The organism is Trichormus variabilis 0441 (assembly GCF_009856605.1).
Classification (GTDB): Bacteria; Cyanobacteriota; Cyanobacteriia; order Cyanobacteriales; family Nostocaceae; genus Trichormus; species Trichormus variabilis.
This window is the reverse complement of sequence record NZ_CP047242.1, coordinates 2,734,796-2,750,173: the sequence shown is the minus strand read 5'-3', so window position 1 is coordinate 2,750,173 and position 15,378 is coordinate 2,734,796. Positions and strand designations below refer to the sequence as shown.

The 15,378-nt window shown below is 39.7% G+C and carries 12 protein-coding genes; 7 read left to right on the top strand and 5 right to left on the bottom strand.

The window, feature by feature from the left end; genetic code table 11:
• Positions 1–20: 20 nt before the first annotated feature.
• The 3 genes from GSQ19_RS11195 to GSQ19_RS11185 all read left to right on the top strand — a co-directional run bounded on the left by GSQ19_RS11195 (position 21) and on the right by GSQ19_RS11185 (position 3,189).
• Positions 21–251 carry a hypothetical protein gene (locus GSQ19_RS11195; RefSeq protein ID WP_185479096.1) on the top strand — a complete coding sequence of 77 codons (231 nt, stop codon included), beginning with the start codon at positions 21–23 and terminating at the stop codon, positions 249–251.
• 921 nt (positions 252–1,172) lie between these two features.
• Positions 1,173–2,456 carry a glycosyltransferase family 4 protein gene (locus GSQ19_RS11190; RefSeq protein ID WP_011318030.1) on the top strand — a complete coding sequence of 428 codons (1,284 nt, stop codon included), beginning with the start codon at positions 1,173–1,175 and terminating at the stop codon, positions 2,454–2,456.
• A 31-nt stretch (positions 2,457–2,487) separates the two neighbouring features.
• Positions 2,488–3,189, top strand: coding sequence for a polysaccharide deacetylase family protein (locus GSQ19_RS11185; protein ID WP_041456645.1), 702 nt, complete (start codon positions 2,488–2,490; stop codon positions 3,187–3,189).
• Positions 3,190–3,267: 78 nt separating this feature from the next.
• Here GSQ19_RS11185 and GSQ19_RS11180 read toward each other — a convergent pair whose 3' ends face one another.
• The 3 genes from GSQ19_RS11180 to GSQ19_RS11170 form a co-directional block, all read right to left on the bottom strand.
• Positions 3,268–3,615: a helix-turn-helix transcriptional regulator gene (locus GSQ19_RS11180; RefSeq protein ID WP_010995839.1), complete on the bottom strand. Its 348-nt coding sequence runs from the start codon at positions 3,613–3,615 to the stop codon at positions 3,268–3,270.
• 524 nt (positions 3,616–4,139) lie between these two features.
• On the bottom strand, positions 4,140–4,589 hold the full coding sequence (locus GSQ19_RS11175) for a hypothetical protein (protein ID WP_011318028.1): 450 nt from the start codon (positions 4,587–4,589) through the stop codon (positions 4,140–4,142).
• A gap of 953 nt (positions 4,590–5,542) precedes the next feature.
• Entirely contained in the window at positions 5,543–6,946 is a 1,404-nt protein-coding gene (locus tag GSQ19_RS11170; RefSeq protein ID WP_011318027.1) for a proton extrusion protein PcxA, read from the bottom strand.
• An 87-nt stretch (positions 6,947–7,033) separates the two neighbouring features.
• Between GSQ19_RS11170 and GSQ19_RS11165 the strand changes: the two genes are divergently transcribed.
• The 3 genes from GSQ19_RS11165 (at position 7,034) to GSQ19_RS11155 (ending at position 11,680) form a co-directional block, all read left to right on the top strand.
• Positions 7,034–9,328, top strand: a complete 2,295-nt coding sequence (locus tag GSQ19_RS11165; RefSeq protein WP_011318026.1) for a PD-(D/E)XK nuclease family protein — start codon at positions 7,034–7,036, stop codon at positions 9,326–9,328.
• Between the two features lie 86 nt (positions 9,329–9,414).
• Positions 9,415–10,083, top strand: a complete 669-nt coding sequence (gene msrA / locus GSQ19_RS11160) for a peptide-methionine (S)-S-oxide reductase MsrA (RefSeq protein WP_011318025.1) — start codon at positions 9,415–9,417, stop codon at positions 10,081–10,083.
• 754 nt (positions 10,084–10,837) lie between these two features.
• Positions 10,838–11,680: a tetratricopeptide repeat protein gene (locus GSQ19_RS11155; RefSeq protein WP_011318023.1), complete on the top strand. Its 843-nt coding sequence runs from the start codon at positions 10,838–10,840 to the stop codon at positions 11,678–11,680.
• Between the two features lie 68 nt (positions 11,681–11,748).
• Here GSQ19_RS11155 and GSQ19_RS11150 read toward each other — a convergent pair whose 3' ends face one another.
• On the bottom strand, positions 11,749–13,428 hold the full coding sequence (locus GSQ19_RS11150; protein ID WP_011318022.1) for a sodium:solute symporter family protein: 1,680 nt from the start codon (positions 13,426–13,428) through the stop codon (positions 11,749–11,751).
• Between the two features lie 9 nt (positions 13,429–13,437).
• Positions 13,438–13,692 (bottom strand): DUF4212 domain-containing protein, encoded by a 255-nt coding sequence (locus GSQ19_RS11145; RefSeq protein WP_011318021.1) that lies wholly within the window; start codon positions 13,690–13,692, stop codon positions 13,438–13,440.
• A gap of 413 nt (positions 13,693–14,105) precedes the next feature.
• On the opposite strand from GSQ19_RS11145, the gene GSQ19_RS11140 reads away from it, so the two are divergent.
• Positions 14,106–15,224, top strand: coding sequence for a sensor histidine kinase (locus GSQ19_RS11140; RefSeq protein ID WP_011318020.1), 1,119 nt, complete (start codon positions 14,106–14,108; stop codon positions 15,222–15,224).
• Positions 15,225–15,378: the final 154 nt, after the last annotated feature.

The window sequence follows — 15,378 nt, the reverse complement described above, 5'->3', positions numbered from 1 at the left end:
CGGTAAAGGGAGTGATTGCGATGAAAGTCTGCCCCGTAAACTCAAAAACACTACGTCAAATTTGGTCTTTGGTTGAACAAACTCAGTCCAGCACTCTTCTTCGCCTCAGTGATACAGATTTGGTCAAGCAGTTGTTGAGGCAGCTTAATAGTCAACAAGCCCTCAGTATTGAAGAAATCAATTCTGTAAACAGTTACCTATCGTCCAGAACAAATTTAATCCGCGATTTGGCTACGGCAAGACTAGCATAGCCAAATTCAGGTAGGTTACTGCAAACATAAGTAGCCATCACGAACTGATGAAAAAAGCTGTCTTTCCTTCTCTACCTTCTCTGGGGGAAGCGTTGCTTATGCGGAGTGTGTCGTAGATATATCTTGCCCAGCTTTACGGCTTGCCTCCGGCTACTGCCTCTTGCCTTTTTCAAACTAGATCAACATTAAAAAACAAGAAGTTTTGGGTGTGTTCGTAGACCAACGCGTTTCGCCAAATGTCAACATGGCGCGGCGCATGGTAAGACAACACACCCTATTGTTGTTTCACGTTTCCCCAGTTCGAGTATTGGAGTGATCATTTTCAGGAATTGCTTCAATAGGTAGTGATGAATAAATGAGTGGTAAACCTAATCAATTCGCTCGATAATGCACAAATAAATGCGTAAATATTTGGCTTATTTCACATTTCTTAGGCTTAAAAGTATTATAAATTTACCAAATTCTAAAAATTTTTTACATAAAAGTCTATTTATATAAGGGAAATGTCCACCAATAATATATATTTATAAGATTTTAAGATTTAAGTGAAATTTCGTGAAAAATTTAAAGATTTGATAAACCATCAGTAAAAACCCTCAAAAAACTGAGCTACAAAGCTACAATACGAGTTGAGTAATGAAAAGCAATAATTAAAACATAAGATAAATTTATGCCTACAGTATTTTTATTATAAATAATATGTAATGTGTATTTTAAAATTGGATAGCTGACAATGAGGTGTCCAAATATATATGTTCTTATGTTTTTATCCTAAAAAACTAGGCAATATCAATATCAGTTTTAATATTAAATATAGTTTCCGATTACAAATCTACAAATAATATATTGTTAATTAACTTAAGTGTTCCAACTATATCGAAAATAATTTCCGTTAAACATTAGAAAAATTACTAATAAATCATGCACATTCTCATCTACTCCTACAATTATTATCCAGAGCCAATCGGTATTGCACCTTTGATGACTGAACTGGCAGAGGGTTTAGTAGAGAGAGGACATCAGGTGCGAGTGATTACAGGAATGCCTAATTATCCTCAACGGGAAATTTACGACGGATACAAAGGTAAGTGGTATGTTACAGAACAAAAGAATGGCGTAACTATCCAGCGTAGTTACCTACGAATTAAGTCTAAACCTAAATTAATAGATAGATTATTACTAGAGTTAAGTTTTATCTTCACTAGCTTGCCACAAGCTTTTAACGGCGAAAGACCAGACTTAATTTTATTAACAGTACCGCCACTTTTAGTTTCACTACCAGCAACTCTGCTGGGATTGTTTTATAAGTGTCCCGTCGTGTTAAATGTGCAGGACATATTACCAGAAGCGGCTGTGCGCGTTGGATTGATGACCAATAAATTAATGATTCGCTTTTGCGAAATTATAGAAAAATTTGCTTATAAAAATGCCACTAAGATTAGCGTCATAGCCGAGGGCTTTCGTGAGAATTTAATCAATAAGGGAGTAAGTGCTAAAAAAGTTCTTTGTATTCCTAATTGGGTGAATGTTAATTTTGTCCGTCCCTTAGCTAAAAACAATTCGTGGAGAACAGTTCATCAACTCGATGGCAAATTTGTTGTGATGTATTCTGGGAACATCGCACTAACGCAAGGTTTAGAGACAGTAATAGCCGCAGCCACCTATTTGCGGCATATTCCAGATATTAGTTTTGTCATTATTGGTGAATCAAAGGCTTTATCTAGGTTACAGAAATATTGTCTCTCTTGTGGAGCAGATAATGTTCTACTCTTACCGTTGCAACCAAGGGAAGATGTACCGCAAATGTTAGCAACGGCTGATGTTAACTTAGTTGTGCAGAAAGGCAACGTGATTGCTTTTAATATGCCTTCTAAGATCCCACTTGCATTAGCTTCTGGTCGTCCAATTATTGGTTCGGTTCCTGCAACGGGTACAGCAGCCAAGGTGATTAAAGAAAGTGGTGGCGGTGTGATTGTGGAACCAGAATCACCGGAAGCGTTAGCAGCAGCAGTATTGGATATATATAATAATTCGACATTAGCGACAAAGTTAGGCAATCAAGGTAGACGATTCGCAGAAGAAAATTTCTCCTTTGAGCAAGCAATTGAGCAATATGAGGAGTTATTTTTTGAGTTATTGGGAAAGACGAAACCGAAAATTACTCGTTTAGCACCATCTCAGCAGAAAAAATCTGTTAAGATTTAACCTCCATAGCTGAGGTGAGGGAATGGTAAAAATTCAGCTAGCTCCAATTTTCCCTATTGTTCATCGGATTCTGCAACCAGCTTTTCCTGGCTGTCTTTGGAGTGGCGATCGCCATTGTCAAGCGATCGCTTTGACTTTTGACGACGGCCCCCATCCCCAATACACCCCCGAAGTCTTAGCAGTCTTAGATTACTACAACATCACTGCTAGCTTTTTTTTGTTAGGTGCTTGCGTTAACCGTTCACCAAGTATTGCTCAAGCAATATGCGATCGTGGTCATTGGATCGGCTTACACGGTTACGATCATCGCTCTTTCCCCATGTTATCGCCCATCGAACTTCAACAGAGTTTAGCAAAAACCCAAGCAGCCATCTACAATGCTTGTAACCTCTCACCAGAAAAAGTGCGTGACGTTAGACCTCCTAATGGGTTGTTCACACCCAAAACATTAAATCTCTTACAGGAATGGAAATATCGTCCAGTGATGTGGAGTGTTGTCCCAGAAGACTGGGTAAGACCTGGCGTTACACAAGTAGTACAGCGAGTTATTAACCAAGTACAAAACGGTTCACTAATTGTTCTACACGATGGTGCTTGTGGTGGACAAGATGTAGCTGCAACCATTCAAATCCTGATTCCGCAACTATTACAACAAGGCTACCAATTTATTACAGTTGACGCTCTATGGCAACAATCAATTCCTTTGGAGAATTCCCAATTAGACTTGCTATAAATAATCACAGATAAACAATTACCAATTACTAAGCATAATGCCAGTAATTGGTCGGAGGTGATAATTTAAATTGGAAAGCTAGAAACTGGCTTCAGGTGCTTTTGGCTGTTGAGAAAACCCAGCCTCAGAATTATTAGCAAAAGTAGCCTCTTCAGTTCCTAACAGATGATGAATGTCGCTTAAAGAAGTTGGTTTATTCACAGACGTTTCTGTTGTTTCATCTTTATACTCAATTAGGTCTTCTACTTGACAATTCAAGGCTTTACAAAACCTAATAATTCTTTCAATGTGGTCTGTTCCAGTCCGTCCACTTTCCCAGTTTTGAATAGTGCTTTCAGTCACACCAACAAGACGGGACAGTTCCAACTGAGTTAGTCCTGCTTTTTCCCGCAACAAAGCGATTCTTGGTTTTGGCTTTTGTTTCACAGCTACAGCACTTTAATCTTACCTATAGTGCTAGATCCTAGCACCAAAGAAAACCCGCGCTATCAAATTACAAAAAAAAATTTAGTCTTGTCTCTTCTTGAGCGAATAAGATTTCGTTAACATATCTTAAGCCAAATTTTAATTTAGCTATGAATTTTCGCTGATATTCAAAAATTGTCGAAGAAAAATTTCATTAATTATTACCTATTCTTATATGAAAATCGGATTTGATTATTGTTGGTGTAGCCTATGCTTGTGCATAACAATCCAAGTATCTCTAGGCTGGTATTGCTCCCAGCCACTCGCTCCAAGCGGGGGAACCCTTTCGGCAGTTCCTCGTGGGGTAAACCCACAAGATGGGACTGCCTTACCAACACAGTGGTTTCTCTGCGTATATTTAAAAAATCAAGTATGAATCCTATAGTAACATCTATCAAAAATGACAGAATTTTTGTTTAAATTAGTTTTGAGATAAAGATTTTAAAATCATGATAGTACTATTTTCAGTCTAGATTCGTGATACATCAACTATGTATAGTCGCTTGTAATTGACTTTCTAAGTTGATGCGTAACCACAAGTCAGCAAACGACCATACACATAATGGGTGAGCAGCGACAATAAAATCTTCTGGTTTATTAGTAACTACCGCATTTAATTGGTAATGGTTAACACAAGCCAGTTCTACAGCAGATTCAAAATCTCTGAGAGGCGAATAACGTGCTTTCTGTAGCAAACCTTGATCGATAGGACAAATTTGAATTTGCTCTTGTAACCAATCAACTATGATCTCAGGAATCTGGCTATTTTTTAAACAGTAAGTATAAGCAGAAACTTTCTGCAACCCAACATCCGTTAAGTATAACCGAATAGATGGATGTAAATTTTCTAATAAAGTTCTCACATCATCCGCAAGTTCGGTACGATTCATAACGGCATCTAATATTAAATCGCTATCAAATAAAATTTTGAACATTTTTCACCTCACATAAAATATCAGTAGTTAAATGCCAAAATTCAGTGGAATAGATGATTTGGCGTGACGGTTGCTTAGGTTTTGTCAATAAACTAGTTTTGCTGTCAGTCAGGAAAACAAAAGCCTACTAGTTTTACCAAGGTATAAGTAGAACAGGGTAAATAATTAAATGTTTGTAGTGAGAACTAAAGTTCTCAAACCAGGACTAAAGTCCTTAATACGAACGAAAGCCTAGTATTTTTACATCACTTAACATAGGTTGCTTTTTTCAAGTCGTTCTACTTAGGCTCAAAAGCCTTGTTACATAAAGATTCTGCACTACGGATTTAAAAGCAATGAGTACTGCTAACGGTAGCGGAGATTGTGATGAGTCAGGGAAATTTTTTATCAGGACTGCTTTGTCCAGATTAGTTGGTGTCGTTATTTCGCTGGTAACTGATGTAAGCAGGAACATTAACTAGATACAACCCGCAATAACCTGATTTCGGTAACAAGTAAAAATTAAAAAACAAGAGACACTAAAAATACCGCAAACCTTCTGAATAAGGTTAGTACAGTCGTAAAAACACGGCATTTCCATGATATGAGTCTTCGTATGTGACTACGCCAAGTGCTATGAACGGCACTGATGTCTAAATAATTACTTTATTAGACACAGTTTATTACTCGACTCACAGTCAGCAAAAATGACGAGATAGACCTGTGAGTAGTTCCTAGCTAAAATAAAAACTCTACCCACAAGGGGATAGAGTTTTGTCAGTAGTTAGTGGTCAGTAGTCAGTGGCAAAGATATGTAAAAACCACTTTATGTGCGGGTTGGGGTATCAGACCAGATCATCTAACACCCACCCATATATAGACAGTATTTATATTTAAAATTACAGAAGAGATGAGTAAAAAACTATACAAATATAGTGAGGCAGAGATCATGGCAACGCACTTTTTTATGCCTTTTATTCATTCATGTTACGGTATGTAGCAACGGCGGAAGGCGATATGCGGTTGAGGTAACGGAAAATCCAGTATTTGAAGATAGTATCTAAAATTACGGGAAAAGTTGCAATAAATAAGAAAATAAAATCTCTGTTAGCTGGTAGTCCCCAGTGGCGAGATAAACCTTCTAAAATTACTTCCCAGCCATGAGGAGAGTGAAACCCGACGAATACATCAGTAAATAAAATAATGATAAATGCTTTGGCACTGTCACTGAGACCATAAACAACATTATCAAAAAATTCTTTGAGTACCATAATCGAAGGCTTACTCACGAGCAGTAACCAGATAAATGCACCAACAGAAAAGATGTCAGCAAACACATTTTTAATTGCATTAGCGCTTTCACCTCGAAACTCTGCTGCAATTTCTTCTGCCTTTTCTTTTATCTGAGTTTCTATGGCTTCAGCAGACAAAGGAGGTGCATTACTAATCAGGTTTTCAAATTTGATTCTTTCTTCAAACCTATGCAGGGTTGATAATGCTTCTTCCTCCATCTCAGAGTTCAGAAATATCTGCTCTGTATCAGCCTTTTTAAAATGGTTAAAAATGGGGCTAACGATGAGAGCTTTTGATAATTGATGGGTTAAAAGAGGTACTATAATTAGTAGTAAAATAAATCTAATTGATATAATGCTTCTTTTTTGAGCTTGCCGGAAATTGTTAATAACATCCTGTTCGGAATTGGGGTCTAATTCAATTTGTAAACGCCCAATGGTACTCAAAATAGAGCGGGGTAAAATGCCTGTTGTATCTGCTTTTCCTCTCGGCTTTTTATTCTGTTCTGTCCTTGGTCTGATTAATTGTGGTGGTGATGTTGGTGTATAAATGCGTTCGACTAAATTATTCTTATTAATATCGTTATTTCTTAAAGAATCAGTGAGCGATGGATTTTCAGGTGGTTGTAAACTCGTTGTTCTAACTTGTAGGTCTGAAGCTCCGGATGGAGCAGCTATTTCGTAATCAGTGATGATATATTTGGAGATAATTTCATCAATAAATTTTAATTTTTCTAAGATTACGGTAGAACTTGGATACTCTATTCCTGCTTTGCGAGCAGCTTTTTGATGAGATTCATTAGAAAACCAACGACTAAAACGAAATTCAGTTAGCCGCATTCTAGCTGTCTTTAATTCTTGGGCTAAATCAGACTCGAAATAGTCCATCACACTATTGCTGTAGATGGCTGAGTTAAAGTCTATTTTGTTACCATTGAAGTGTTCATCTTCTATGGCTTTAATATTTAATGCAGCTTTGTAAGCTTCTTCTAAAGAACGTTCTGGAGTTCGTAAATACCAGCGATAAGCAGACAGGAGAATAGGATAAACTTTTTCGCTAAAAATAGAATTCCTCATTGTAGGCATTTATCTGTAAATTAATGATTAAGTAAGATTTATTTACTTTAAATTAACTCAAAAAATATATTAACAAATCTGCTCAGGAGATAATTTGTGCTTTCTCATTCTATTTGGATTGTTGGTACTAGCCGTAGTGGCAAGACTACTCGTTTGGTAAAACAATTTTGTGATTGGGTGCAACATGACAACCAAGTTCATGAATTATTTTATACTAAAAAAGCAAAATTAAAAGCAAGCACATCTTTATCTTGGGATATTCAACAAGCTAAACCCGGAGTTTTAGTTTTATCGGCGAATGATGATAATCGCCGAGATTTAGGTGACAAAATTGTTACTAATACTCAAGGTAAATACCCAATTCGGGCGAAAACACCACTAGGATTTTTTCAGGATGACATTATCTTATTTTGGCCTTTGCTGATTCAATTGTTGAATCTAAAAGCACAATTTCCCGTCAGATTGCGCCCAGAAACAGAGCAAGAACTGGCAACAAAACTCTGGCGATCGCATTTAGATGAAGAAATATTACGACGTGCGGGAGTGAATGAATATCGTTTGGTTAGACGTATTTTGGACTTGATGCAGCTAGCGGCTTATAGTGGTACACCTTGTGAAAACATTGCTCAGGTTTTGCAAACAGGCTTAGAGGATAATAACGTTAATTTAGAGCCAGAATTTTTGGCATCTTTATTACTAGATTGGCGCAATTGGTGTTTAGAACGAGGATTACTGACTTATGGCATTATTACTGAACTCTACACTCAGCACTTGTTAAAGCATGAAAATTACCAGCAACACCTAGCTAAAAGATATCAGGTAGTGATAGCCGATGATGTAGATGAATATCCGGGTGTAGTGCGGAAATTATTTGAGTTGTTGTTAGATCAAGGGGCGATCGCCGCTTTTAGTTACAATCCTGATGGTGGAGTGCGCTTAGGATTGGGTGCTGATCCCGAATATATGGCAGGATTGGCTAGACGCTGTCAAATCGAAACCTTAATGGGGTTAGCACCAGCATCATTGGCAGAAAGATTAGCAACGCCAATGATCGAATCCCTCAGCGAACCAATAATATTATCGTCGGGTTTGCCACCGATGGTGCAATCAGTCCAAACCACATCCCGCGCCCAACTATTACGGCAAACATCCGAAGTAATTGTTAACGCCATCAAGTCAGGGCAAGTACAACCAGAACAGGTGGCAATCATCGCTCCTGGTTTAGATGCGATCGCCCGTTATACACTGACAGAAATCCTCACCAAACAAAATATCCCCGTCGAATCCCTCAACGATCAACGCCCCCTCATTAGTTCACCACCCATCAGAGCTTTGCTCACCATGCTGGCGCTAGTTTATCCAGGTTTGGGACGCTTAGTAGACCGGGATGCAGTAGCTGAGATGTTAGTTGTTTTAAGTAGAAAACCAGAACCCCCCGAAACCCTAACAATACCCCCTAATCCCCAGTCCCCCCTTCGGGGTTCGTCAGTCGCTTATGGGGGAAACCCCCAAGACCGCGCTGACTCACCAATCCCCAGTCCCCACTCCCCACTCCCCACCAAAATCGACCCAGTACGAGCAGGATTAATCGCTGACTATTGCTTTGTCCCCCATCCCGACCACCCCAACTTACTACCAGTGACAAGCTTTGAACGTTGGGATCGGATTGGTTACGCAGCCACCACAGCCTATAGTGAAATATTACAGTGGTTAGAGGAGCAGCGATCGCAACAAGAACTGCGCCTGATTCCCAGCCCTATATCCCTATTAGATAGAGCAATTCAACGCTTTTTGTGGAATGGCAGCAACCTACCCTATGATCAGTTAGCCGCACTACGAGAACTATTAGAGACAGCCCAGCATTATTGGGAAATCGATACTAGGTTACGGCAAAGCAAAGGAGTAGGAGAGACAGGGAAAGAATTTATCACTCAGGACTCCCCAGTCAACACACCCATCGTAGAATTTATTCAACTGCTAAGACGGGGTACGATTACCGCCAATCCTTACCCCTTACGCCCCATTGGCTCAGTGAAAAAAGCTGTCACCATCGCCACCATTTTCCAATACCGTTCTAGTCGAAGATTTCACCAATGGCATTTTTGGCTCGATGTAGGTTCTCCCCTGTGGGCAAAAGGTGGTGCAGCTACCTTGTTCGGTGCGCCATTGTTCTTACAAGACAGGTTAGGACAACCTTGGACAGCAGAAGATGAAAAATTAGCAGAACAAACCCGACTAGAAAGAATTTTGACTGATTTGCTATCTCGTGTATCACAGAAAATTTATCTCTGTCATAGTGATTTAGCCGTCAATGGACAAGAGCAACTAGGCCCTCTGTTACCCTTAGTTCATGCTTCAGTATCGATGGAGTTAGAAACTGCCGAAAGTTGACCCCCCAGAAAAATGACTGGGGATGGCAGAAGGCTTAAAATATTAAGTAAATTAAAGATATATGTAAAAACACAGACTCAAAATCAATGGCACTATTTGGATTTGGCAAAAAATTAGCACTGCCCACCCCTGAAAAAGCCTTACCTGGAAGGGCGCAAATTATGCCTGTACCGGCTAACCACTATGTCAATAAAAACCCACTAAAACCCCCTTTTCCTGAAGGTTTCGAGAAAGCATTATTTGGCTTGGGTTGCTTTTGGGGTGCCGAGCGTAAATTTTGGCAGCAGTCGGGAGTTTACACCACTGCTGTTGGTTATGCGGCTGGTTTTACACCAAACCCCACCTATGACGAAGTATGTACAGGCTTGACAGGTCACAACGAAGTTGTATTGGTCGTATTTGATCCTAAAGTAATTAGTTACACTCAGCTACTTAAAGTCTTTTGGGAAAGCCATAACCCTACTCAAGGAATGCGCCAAGGCAATGACGTGGGGACTCAGTATCGTTCAGGTATTTACGTCTATTCAGAGGCGCAAAAACAGCTAGCAGAAGCTTCACGCGACGCTTATCAGCAAGCTCTCAGCAGCGCAGGATATGAAAAGATTACGACAGAAATCCTAGATGCACCAGAGTTCTACTACGCGGAAGCTTATCATCAGCAGTACTTAGCGAAAAACCCCAATGGTTATTGTGGTTTAGGTGGGACAAACGTTGCTTGTCCTGTGGGTGTGTTTGAATCTTCCGCCAATGGGTAGGAAGGGAAATCAATTCAAAATACCCTGTGGGTACGCTTAGGGAACAACAAAAAATAAATTATCCAAAATTCATGGTTTAGTAGGGTGAGTCAGTGCCATAGAACCTAACTATACTCAGAAATTATTCATACTGACGCACCCTACATTTGAGATATTTTTTTATCTGGAAGTCCCTGATCAAAATACCAGCGATCGCCTAACATCGCTAATGGGCTTGGAAAAATCAAGGGTGTAGGGGTGTAAATGTTTAAAACCCTTACACCCCTACACCCAGTCTCAACAGATAACTTGAGTGCGTAAGTTCTAATACATAGCACCGTAAATTTTCTACTGCAATAATTTATTTGCTAAATTTCCCGATTGATCCAGTGATTAACTGTTAATTAAACCGTGGGTGAAAGAGATCAGCACGTCAATTGATCATGATAATTTTAGGTTTTTGATTTTTGATGAAAAGACTTTTAGGCCTTACGCATGAAAATGAAAGACCAATGGTTTGGAGAAGGGTATAGAGATGTAGGGGTATAAATGTTTGAAACCCTGACCCCCCTACACCCTTACACCCTTACACCCGGTCTAAACAGAAAATCTGGGTGCGTAAGTCCTAACTTTATTTAATCTAAAATCAACAATCTAAACTCCAAAATTCATTGACTAGGGATATCTGTATACAGTAGGAACCAATATTTAGTTGGATAATTGACTGAGTTTGGTACTAATTTTATCCAGTTATCATGGCGGTTTAGAACAAGTTATGAAACGGTGGTTATTGGAGCAAGGGCGGGTGAAGTTAAAAAGAGTATTAACTATAGGTGTGCTTACCGCACTGAGCGCAATTACCAGCGTTTCCTGTAGTAATAATAAAGAAGTGTTGGTAACAGAAATAGGAGTAAATCCTCCTAGCCGTCGGACAACCAACAATTCTCAAGCTGGGCAATTTTACGTTCAAGGGCAAAGACAGCACGCTCAAGGTGATTCACAAGGGGCGATCGCTTCCTATGATAAAGCAATTGGCTTAGATCCTGACTATGGCGCTGCCTATAGGGGACGAGGATTAGCTTACTTTGATTTGGGAGACAAACAAAAAGCGATCGCCGACTACAACGAAGCCATTCGCCTTTCCCCCAACGATGCCGAAGCCTTTAACAGTCGGGGAAACGCCCGCGCCTCTCTAGGTGATAACGCCGGAGCGATTACCGACTACAACGAAGCCATTCGCCTTTCACCCAACTACGCCGAAGCCTATAATAACCGGGGCAATGCTCGTTCTGTCCAAGGGGACAAAAGCGGCTCTATAGAAGACTTTAACCAAGCAATTCGCCTCAACCCCAAATATGCGATCGCCTACAACAACCGAGGTAATGCCCGTGCATCCCAGGGGGACAGCCAAGGAGCCATATCCGACTACAATCAAGCCATTCGCCTTAACTCTAACTTTGGCCCTGCCTATAATAATCGAGGTAATGCCCGTGCAGCCCAAGGTGACAAACAAGGAGCGCTGGAAGACTTACAAAAAGCAGCAGATATCTTCCAGCGCCAAAACAATAACGACTTATACCAGCAAGCGATGAATAATATCAAAGAGTTGGGACAGTAGTATCAATTCAAAATTCAAAATACCCTACGGGAAGCTAAAGCTACAAAATTCAAAATTAAGAATTACTCCTAATGCCCAATTGGTTGCACTTCTTCTTCTTCGATAGATGGTGAACGTAAATCTTCTACCATCGCCTGAATTTCTGCTGGTGGCGGTGGGGTAAGGCGTGAAACTACTAGTGTCACTACTAGGTTAATCAGCATACCCAAAGTGCCAATTCCTTCAGGGGATACACCAAAAAACCAAGGCTGCATACCTGCAAACTTCACGCCGATGATGTAAATAATCGTAAAAATTAACCCTGACAACATCCCGGCGATCGCACCTTCGGAATTGGTACGCTTATCGAAAATTCCCAGTACAATAACTGGGAAGAAGCTTGCAGCCGCTAAACCAAAGGCAAAAGCTACTACTTCACTCACAAACCCCGGTGGATTGACACCAAAGTAGCCAGCGAGAACAACAGACAAACCCACCATGACGCGCCCAACAAACACTCGTTTTTTTTCCGAAGCGCTGGAATCGAGGATACGGTAATAAATATCGTGGGCTACGGAACTGGAAATTACGAGTAACAACCCTGATGCTGTAGATAAAGCAGCCGCCAAACCACCAGCCGCAACCAAAGCAATTACCCAAGGTGCTAGTTTTGCGACCTCTGGTGTAGACAGCACGATAATATCTCGGTCAATTGTAATTTCATTGGTGTCTTTTTTGGGGGTTAACTGGAGACGGCCATCATTATTTTTATCTTCAAACTTCAGCAGTCCAGTTTTTTCCCATTTATTCGCCCAGTCTAGCTGTTGTACTTCTGTAATCGTTTGATTGTGCAGGGTAGTAATTAGGTTGTAACGGGCAAACATGGAAAGCGCCGGCGCTGTGGTGTAGAGAATGGCGATAAATAACAGCGCCCAACCTGCTGAAAATCTGGCAGCGCGGACACTGGGAACTGTGTAAAATCTGACGATGATATGAGGTAAGCCAGCAGTACCTACCATTAAGGCGATTGTGGTGAATAATACATCCAGCATTGTCTTATTGACAAAAGGCTGGGTATATTCTTGAAAGCCTAAATCTACTTGGATTTGATTCAGCTTCGTAGCAACATCACTAAAGGTAAATGCTAACTGAGGAATGGGATTGCCTGTGAGTTTCCAGGCGATCGCGATCGCTGGAATCAAGTAAGCTACAATCAAAACTCCATATTGGGCTACTTGCGTCCAGGTGATACCTTTCATTCCCCCCAACACCGCAAAAAAGCCGACAATCACCATCCCGATGATGACACCCGTGTTGATGTCAACTTGCAAAAAGCGGCTGAAAACAATACCCACACCGCGCATTTGCCCAGCAACGTAGGTGAGAGAGACGAAAATTGCGGCTACCACTGCTACTAGACGCGCCACATTAGAATAGTAGCGATCGCCTACAAAATCCGGCACAGTATACTTACCAAATTTACGCAGATATGGAGCTAATAATAATGCCAGCAGCACGTAGCCACCAGTCCAACCCATGAGGTAAATAGAACCGTCATAACCCAAAAAAGAAATCAGTCCCGCCATTGAGATAAACGACGCGGCAGACATCCAGTCGGCGGCGGTGGCTGCACCATTCGCAATGGAAGGAATACCTTGACCTGCCACATAAAAGTCTTTACTACTCTTGACTCGTGATTGCCAACCAATATAAATGTAGGCAACAAACGAGAGTCCAACTATGAGAATCGTCCAAATTTCAACTGACACAGTTTTTCCTTACTTTTTAATATTATGTTTGCGGTCTAGCTTGTCCATTTGGAAAGCGTAAACAAAAATCAATACCACAAAAGTCAGGATTGATCCTTGCTGTGCCATCCAGAAGCCAAAAGGCACGCCAAAAAAACGTAGTCCATTTAATGGTTGAACTAACAGAATGCTGAACACTATGGAAACCAGCATCCAAATAATTAAAAGATTTCTAATTAAAGCCGTGTTAGCACGCCAATAAGAGTGCCGTTGATGTTCATTCATCTTGGTCTAGCGTCAGTGCATCAAAATAATACCAATAACCCTTGATTACACCAGATAATCTTGTATAATTATTTATAATTTTTATTAAATTTTATCCAAAAAAAAAACTAGCAACTAAAGGCTGGAATTAAGTTACAGCATTAGAATATAACCAATTACAAAAATGCTTGCTCTTTCCATGTAAAGCATTTCTTGAACATCTTAAACTTTGTTTCTGCTGCATATAGTAATCCGATTCGATTATTGAACAAACATAAGTATCTGTAGGGTGGGCATTGCCCAACGCCACTTGCGTGACTGCCGGGAAACCCTTCCAACGCAGTGGCTCCCCTACGTATAATTCACAAATCAAATAGTAGTCCTATAGTTATTTCTGCTAAACTGCACTATCATGCTGAACTTTCTTGATCATTATGAATGCAAATATTACAGAAAACCTATTTGCGGCTTTAAACATTGTTGTATTAGAGAGAATTAATGATGGCTTATTTAAAATTATTAGTAATTTACCTAGTTGGTTTAGAGAATTTTGTCAGCACAAATACAGTTTAGGAATGGAGATATCAATTCTGCAAGAAGAATTTTATTTTTTACAAAACTTTCTATTTGATGCCGAAGAATTTTGGAGTAATAGTAATTGTAAAAACTTAACTTCAGGTATCTGGATACAAATAGACCCGCAGGGCAAAGAATATCAATTTGAAGCCCGTGCAACTTTTGTCGAAGATAAAAAAATATTATTAATTGAAGTTTTAGAGGAAAGCTATAGGCATAGGCAAAATATTATACAAGAAGCTCGACAACGACAACTAAATTATCAAAAACTAATAAAAAATAATCAAAAACAAGAAATACTAATTCATTGTTTAATTCATGATATTGCGGGTCAATTAAATGCGATGAATGGATGCTTATCTTTATTAGAATTTGAAAATTTAACTCCCCAAGGAAGAAACTATTTAGAAGTTTGTCAACAGCAATCCTTCAATCAAGAAAATCTCATGAGGAAAGTTTTAGATACATTTTCTGCGGAAATGATGGCATTAGAGAACTTCGTTGTTGATAGTGAAGAAGCTCCCAATATTTTAAGTTGTGTAAATGATGTCGTTGAAACCTTAAAACCTAGTTTTACATTAAACAATATAAACCTAATTTTAGCTGATGCTATTGATCCTTTAGCAGACTGGAAAGTACAGGGAGATAAATCTCGTTTAGATAGAGTAATTTTTAATATACTGGAGAATGCTGTCCGCTACAGCCCACCTGAATCTACAGTAATTATCCGATTACAATCAAAAGAAAATTATGTATACGTTTCTGTAGATGATGAAGGCAGTGGAGTACCACTAGAAACAGTTAACACTTTATTTCAGAAGTTTTCTCAAGGTAAAGATAAAAGTAGTGGAAAATCTGGTTTAGGCCTTTATTTTTGTAGAATCACAGTTGAGCGTTGGGGCGGTAGTATTGGTTATGTGCCTCGTAGTGAAGGTGGTTCTTGCTTTTGGTTTTGTCTACCAAGATTTTTATCTTAATGCCGTTTCTTGATGAATATGCACTTCATTCTGTACTGTAGAGACGTTGCATGCAACGTCTCTACATCATTTATTCGACCGAACAAAAAAAGGATACAAGCCCCTCTCTTACGAAGTTCAGATCGGAGGAAACCTCCGATCTGACTTCGCGCTA

What these genes read in the sequence shown, in the direction of transcription:
- GSQ19_RS11195 (WP_185479096.1), top strand. Translation starts at nt 21, where the DNA reads ATGAAAGTCTGCCCCGTAAACTCAAAAACACTACGTCAAATTTGGTCT.
- GSQ19_RS11190 (WP_011318030.1), top strand. Translation starts at nt 1,173, where the DNA reads ATGCACATTCTCATCTACTCCTACAATTATTATCCAGAGCCAATCGGT.
- GSQ19_RS11175 (WP_011318028.1), bottom strand. Translation starts at nt 4,589, where the DNA reads ATGTTCAAAATTTTATTTGATAGCGATTTAATATTAGATGCCGTTATG.
- GSQ19_RS11170 (WP_011318027.1), bottom strand. Translation starts at nt 6,946, where the DNA reads ATGCCTACAATGAGGAATTCTATTTTTAGCGAAAAAGTTTATCCTATT.
- msrA (WP_011318025.1), top strand. Translation starts at nt 9,415, where the DNA reads ATGGCACTATTTGGATTTGGCAAAAAATTAGCACTGCCCACCCCTGAA.
- GSQ19_RS11155 (WP_011318023.1), top strand. Translation starts at nt 10,838, where the DNA reads ATGAAACGGTGGTTATTGGAGCAAGGGCGGGTGAAGTTAAAAAGAGTA.
- GSQ19_RS11145 (WP_011318021.1), bottom strand. Translation starts at nt 13,692, where the DNA reads ATGAATGAACATCAACGGCACTCTTATTGGCGTGCTAACACGGCTTTA.
- GSQ19_RS11140 (WP_011318020.1), top strand. Translation starts at nt 14,106, where the DNA reads ATGAATGCAAATATTACAGAAAACCTATTTGCGGCTTTAAACATTGTT.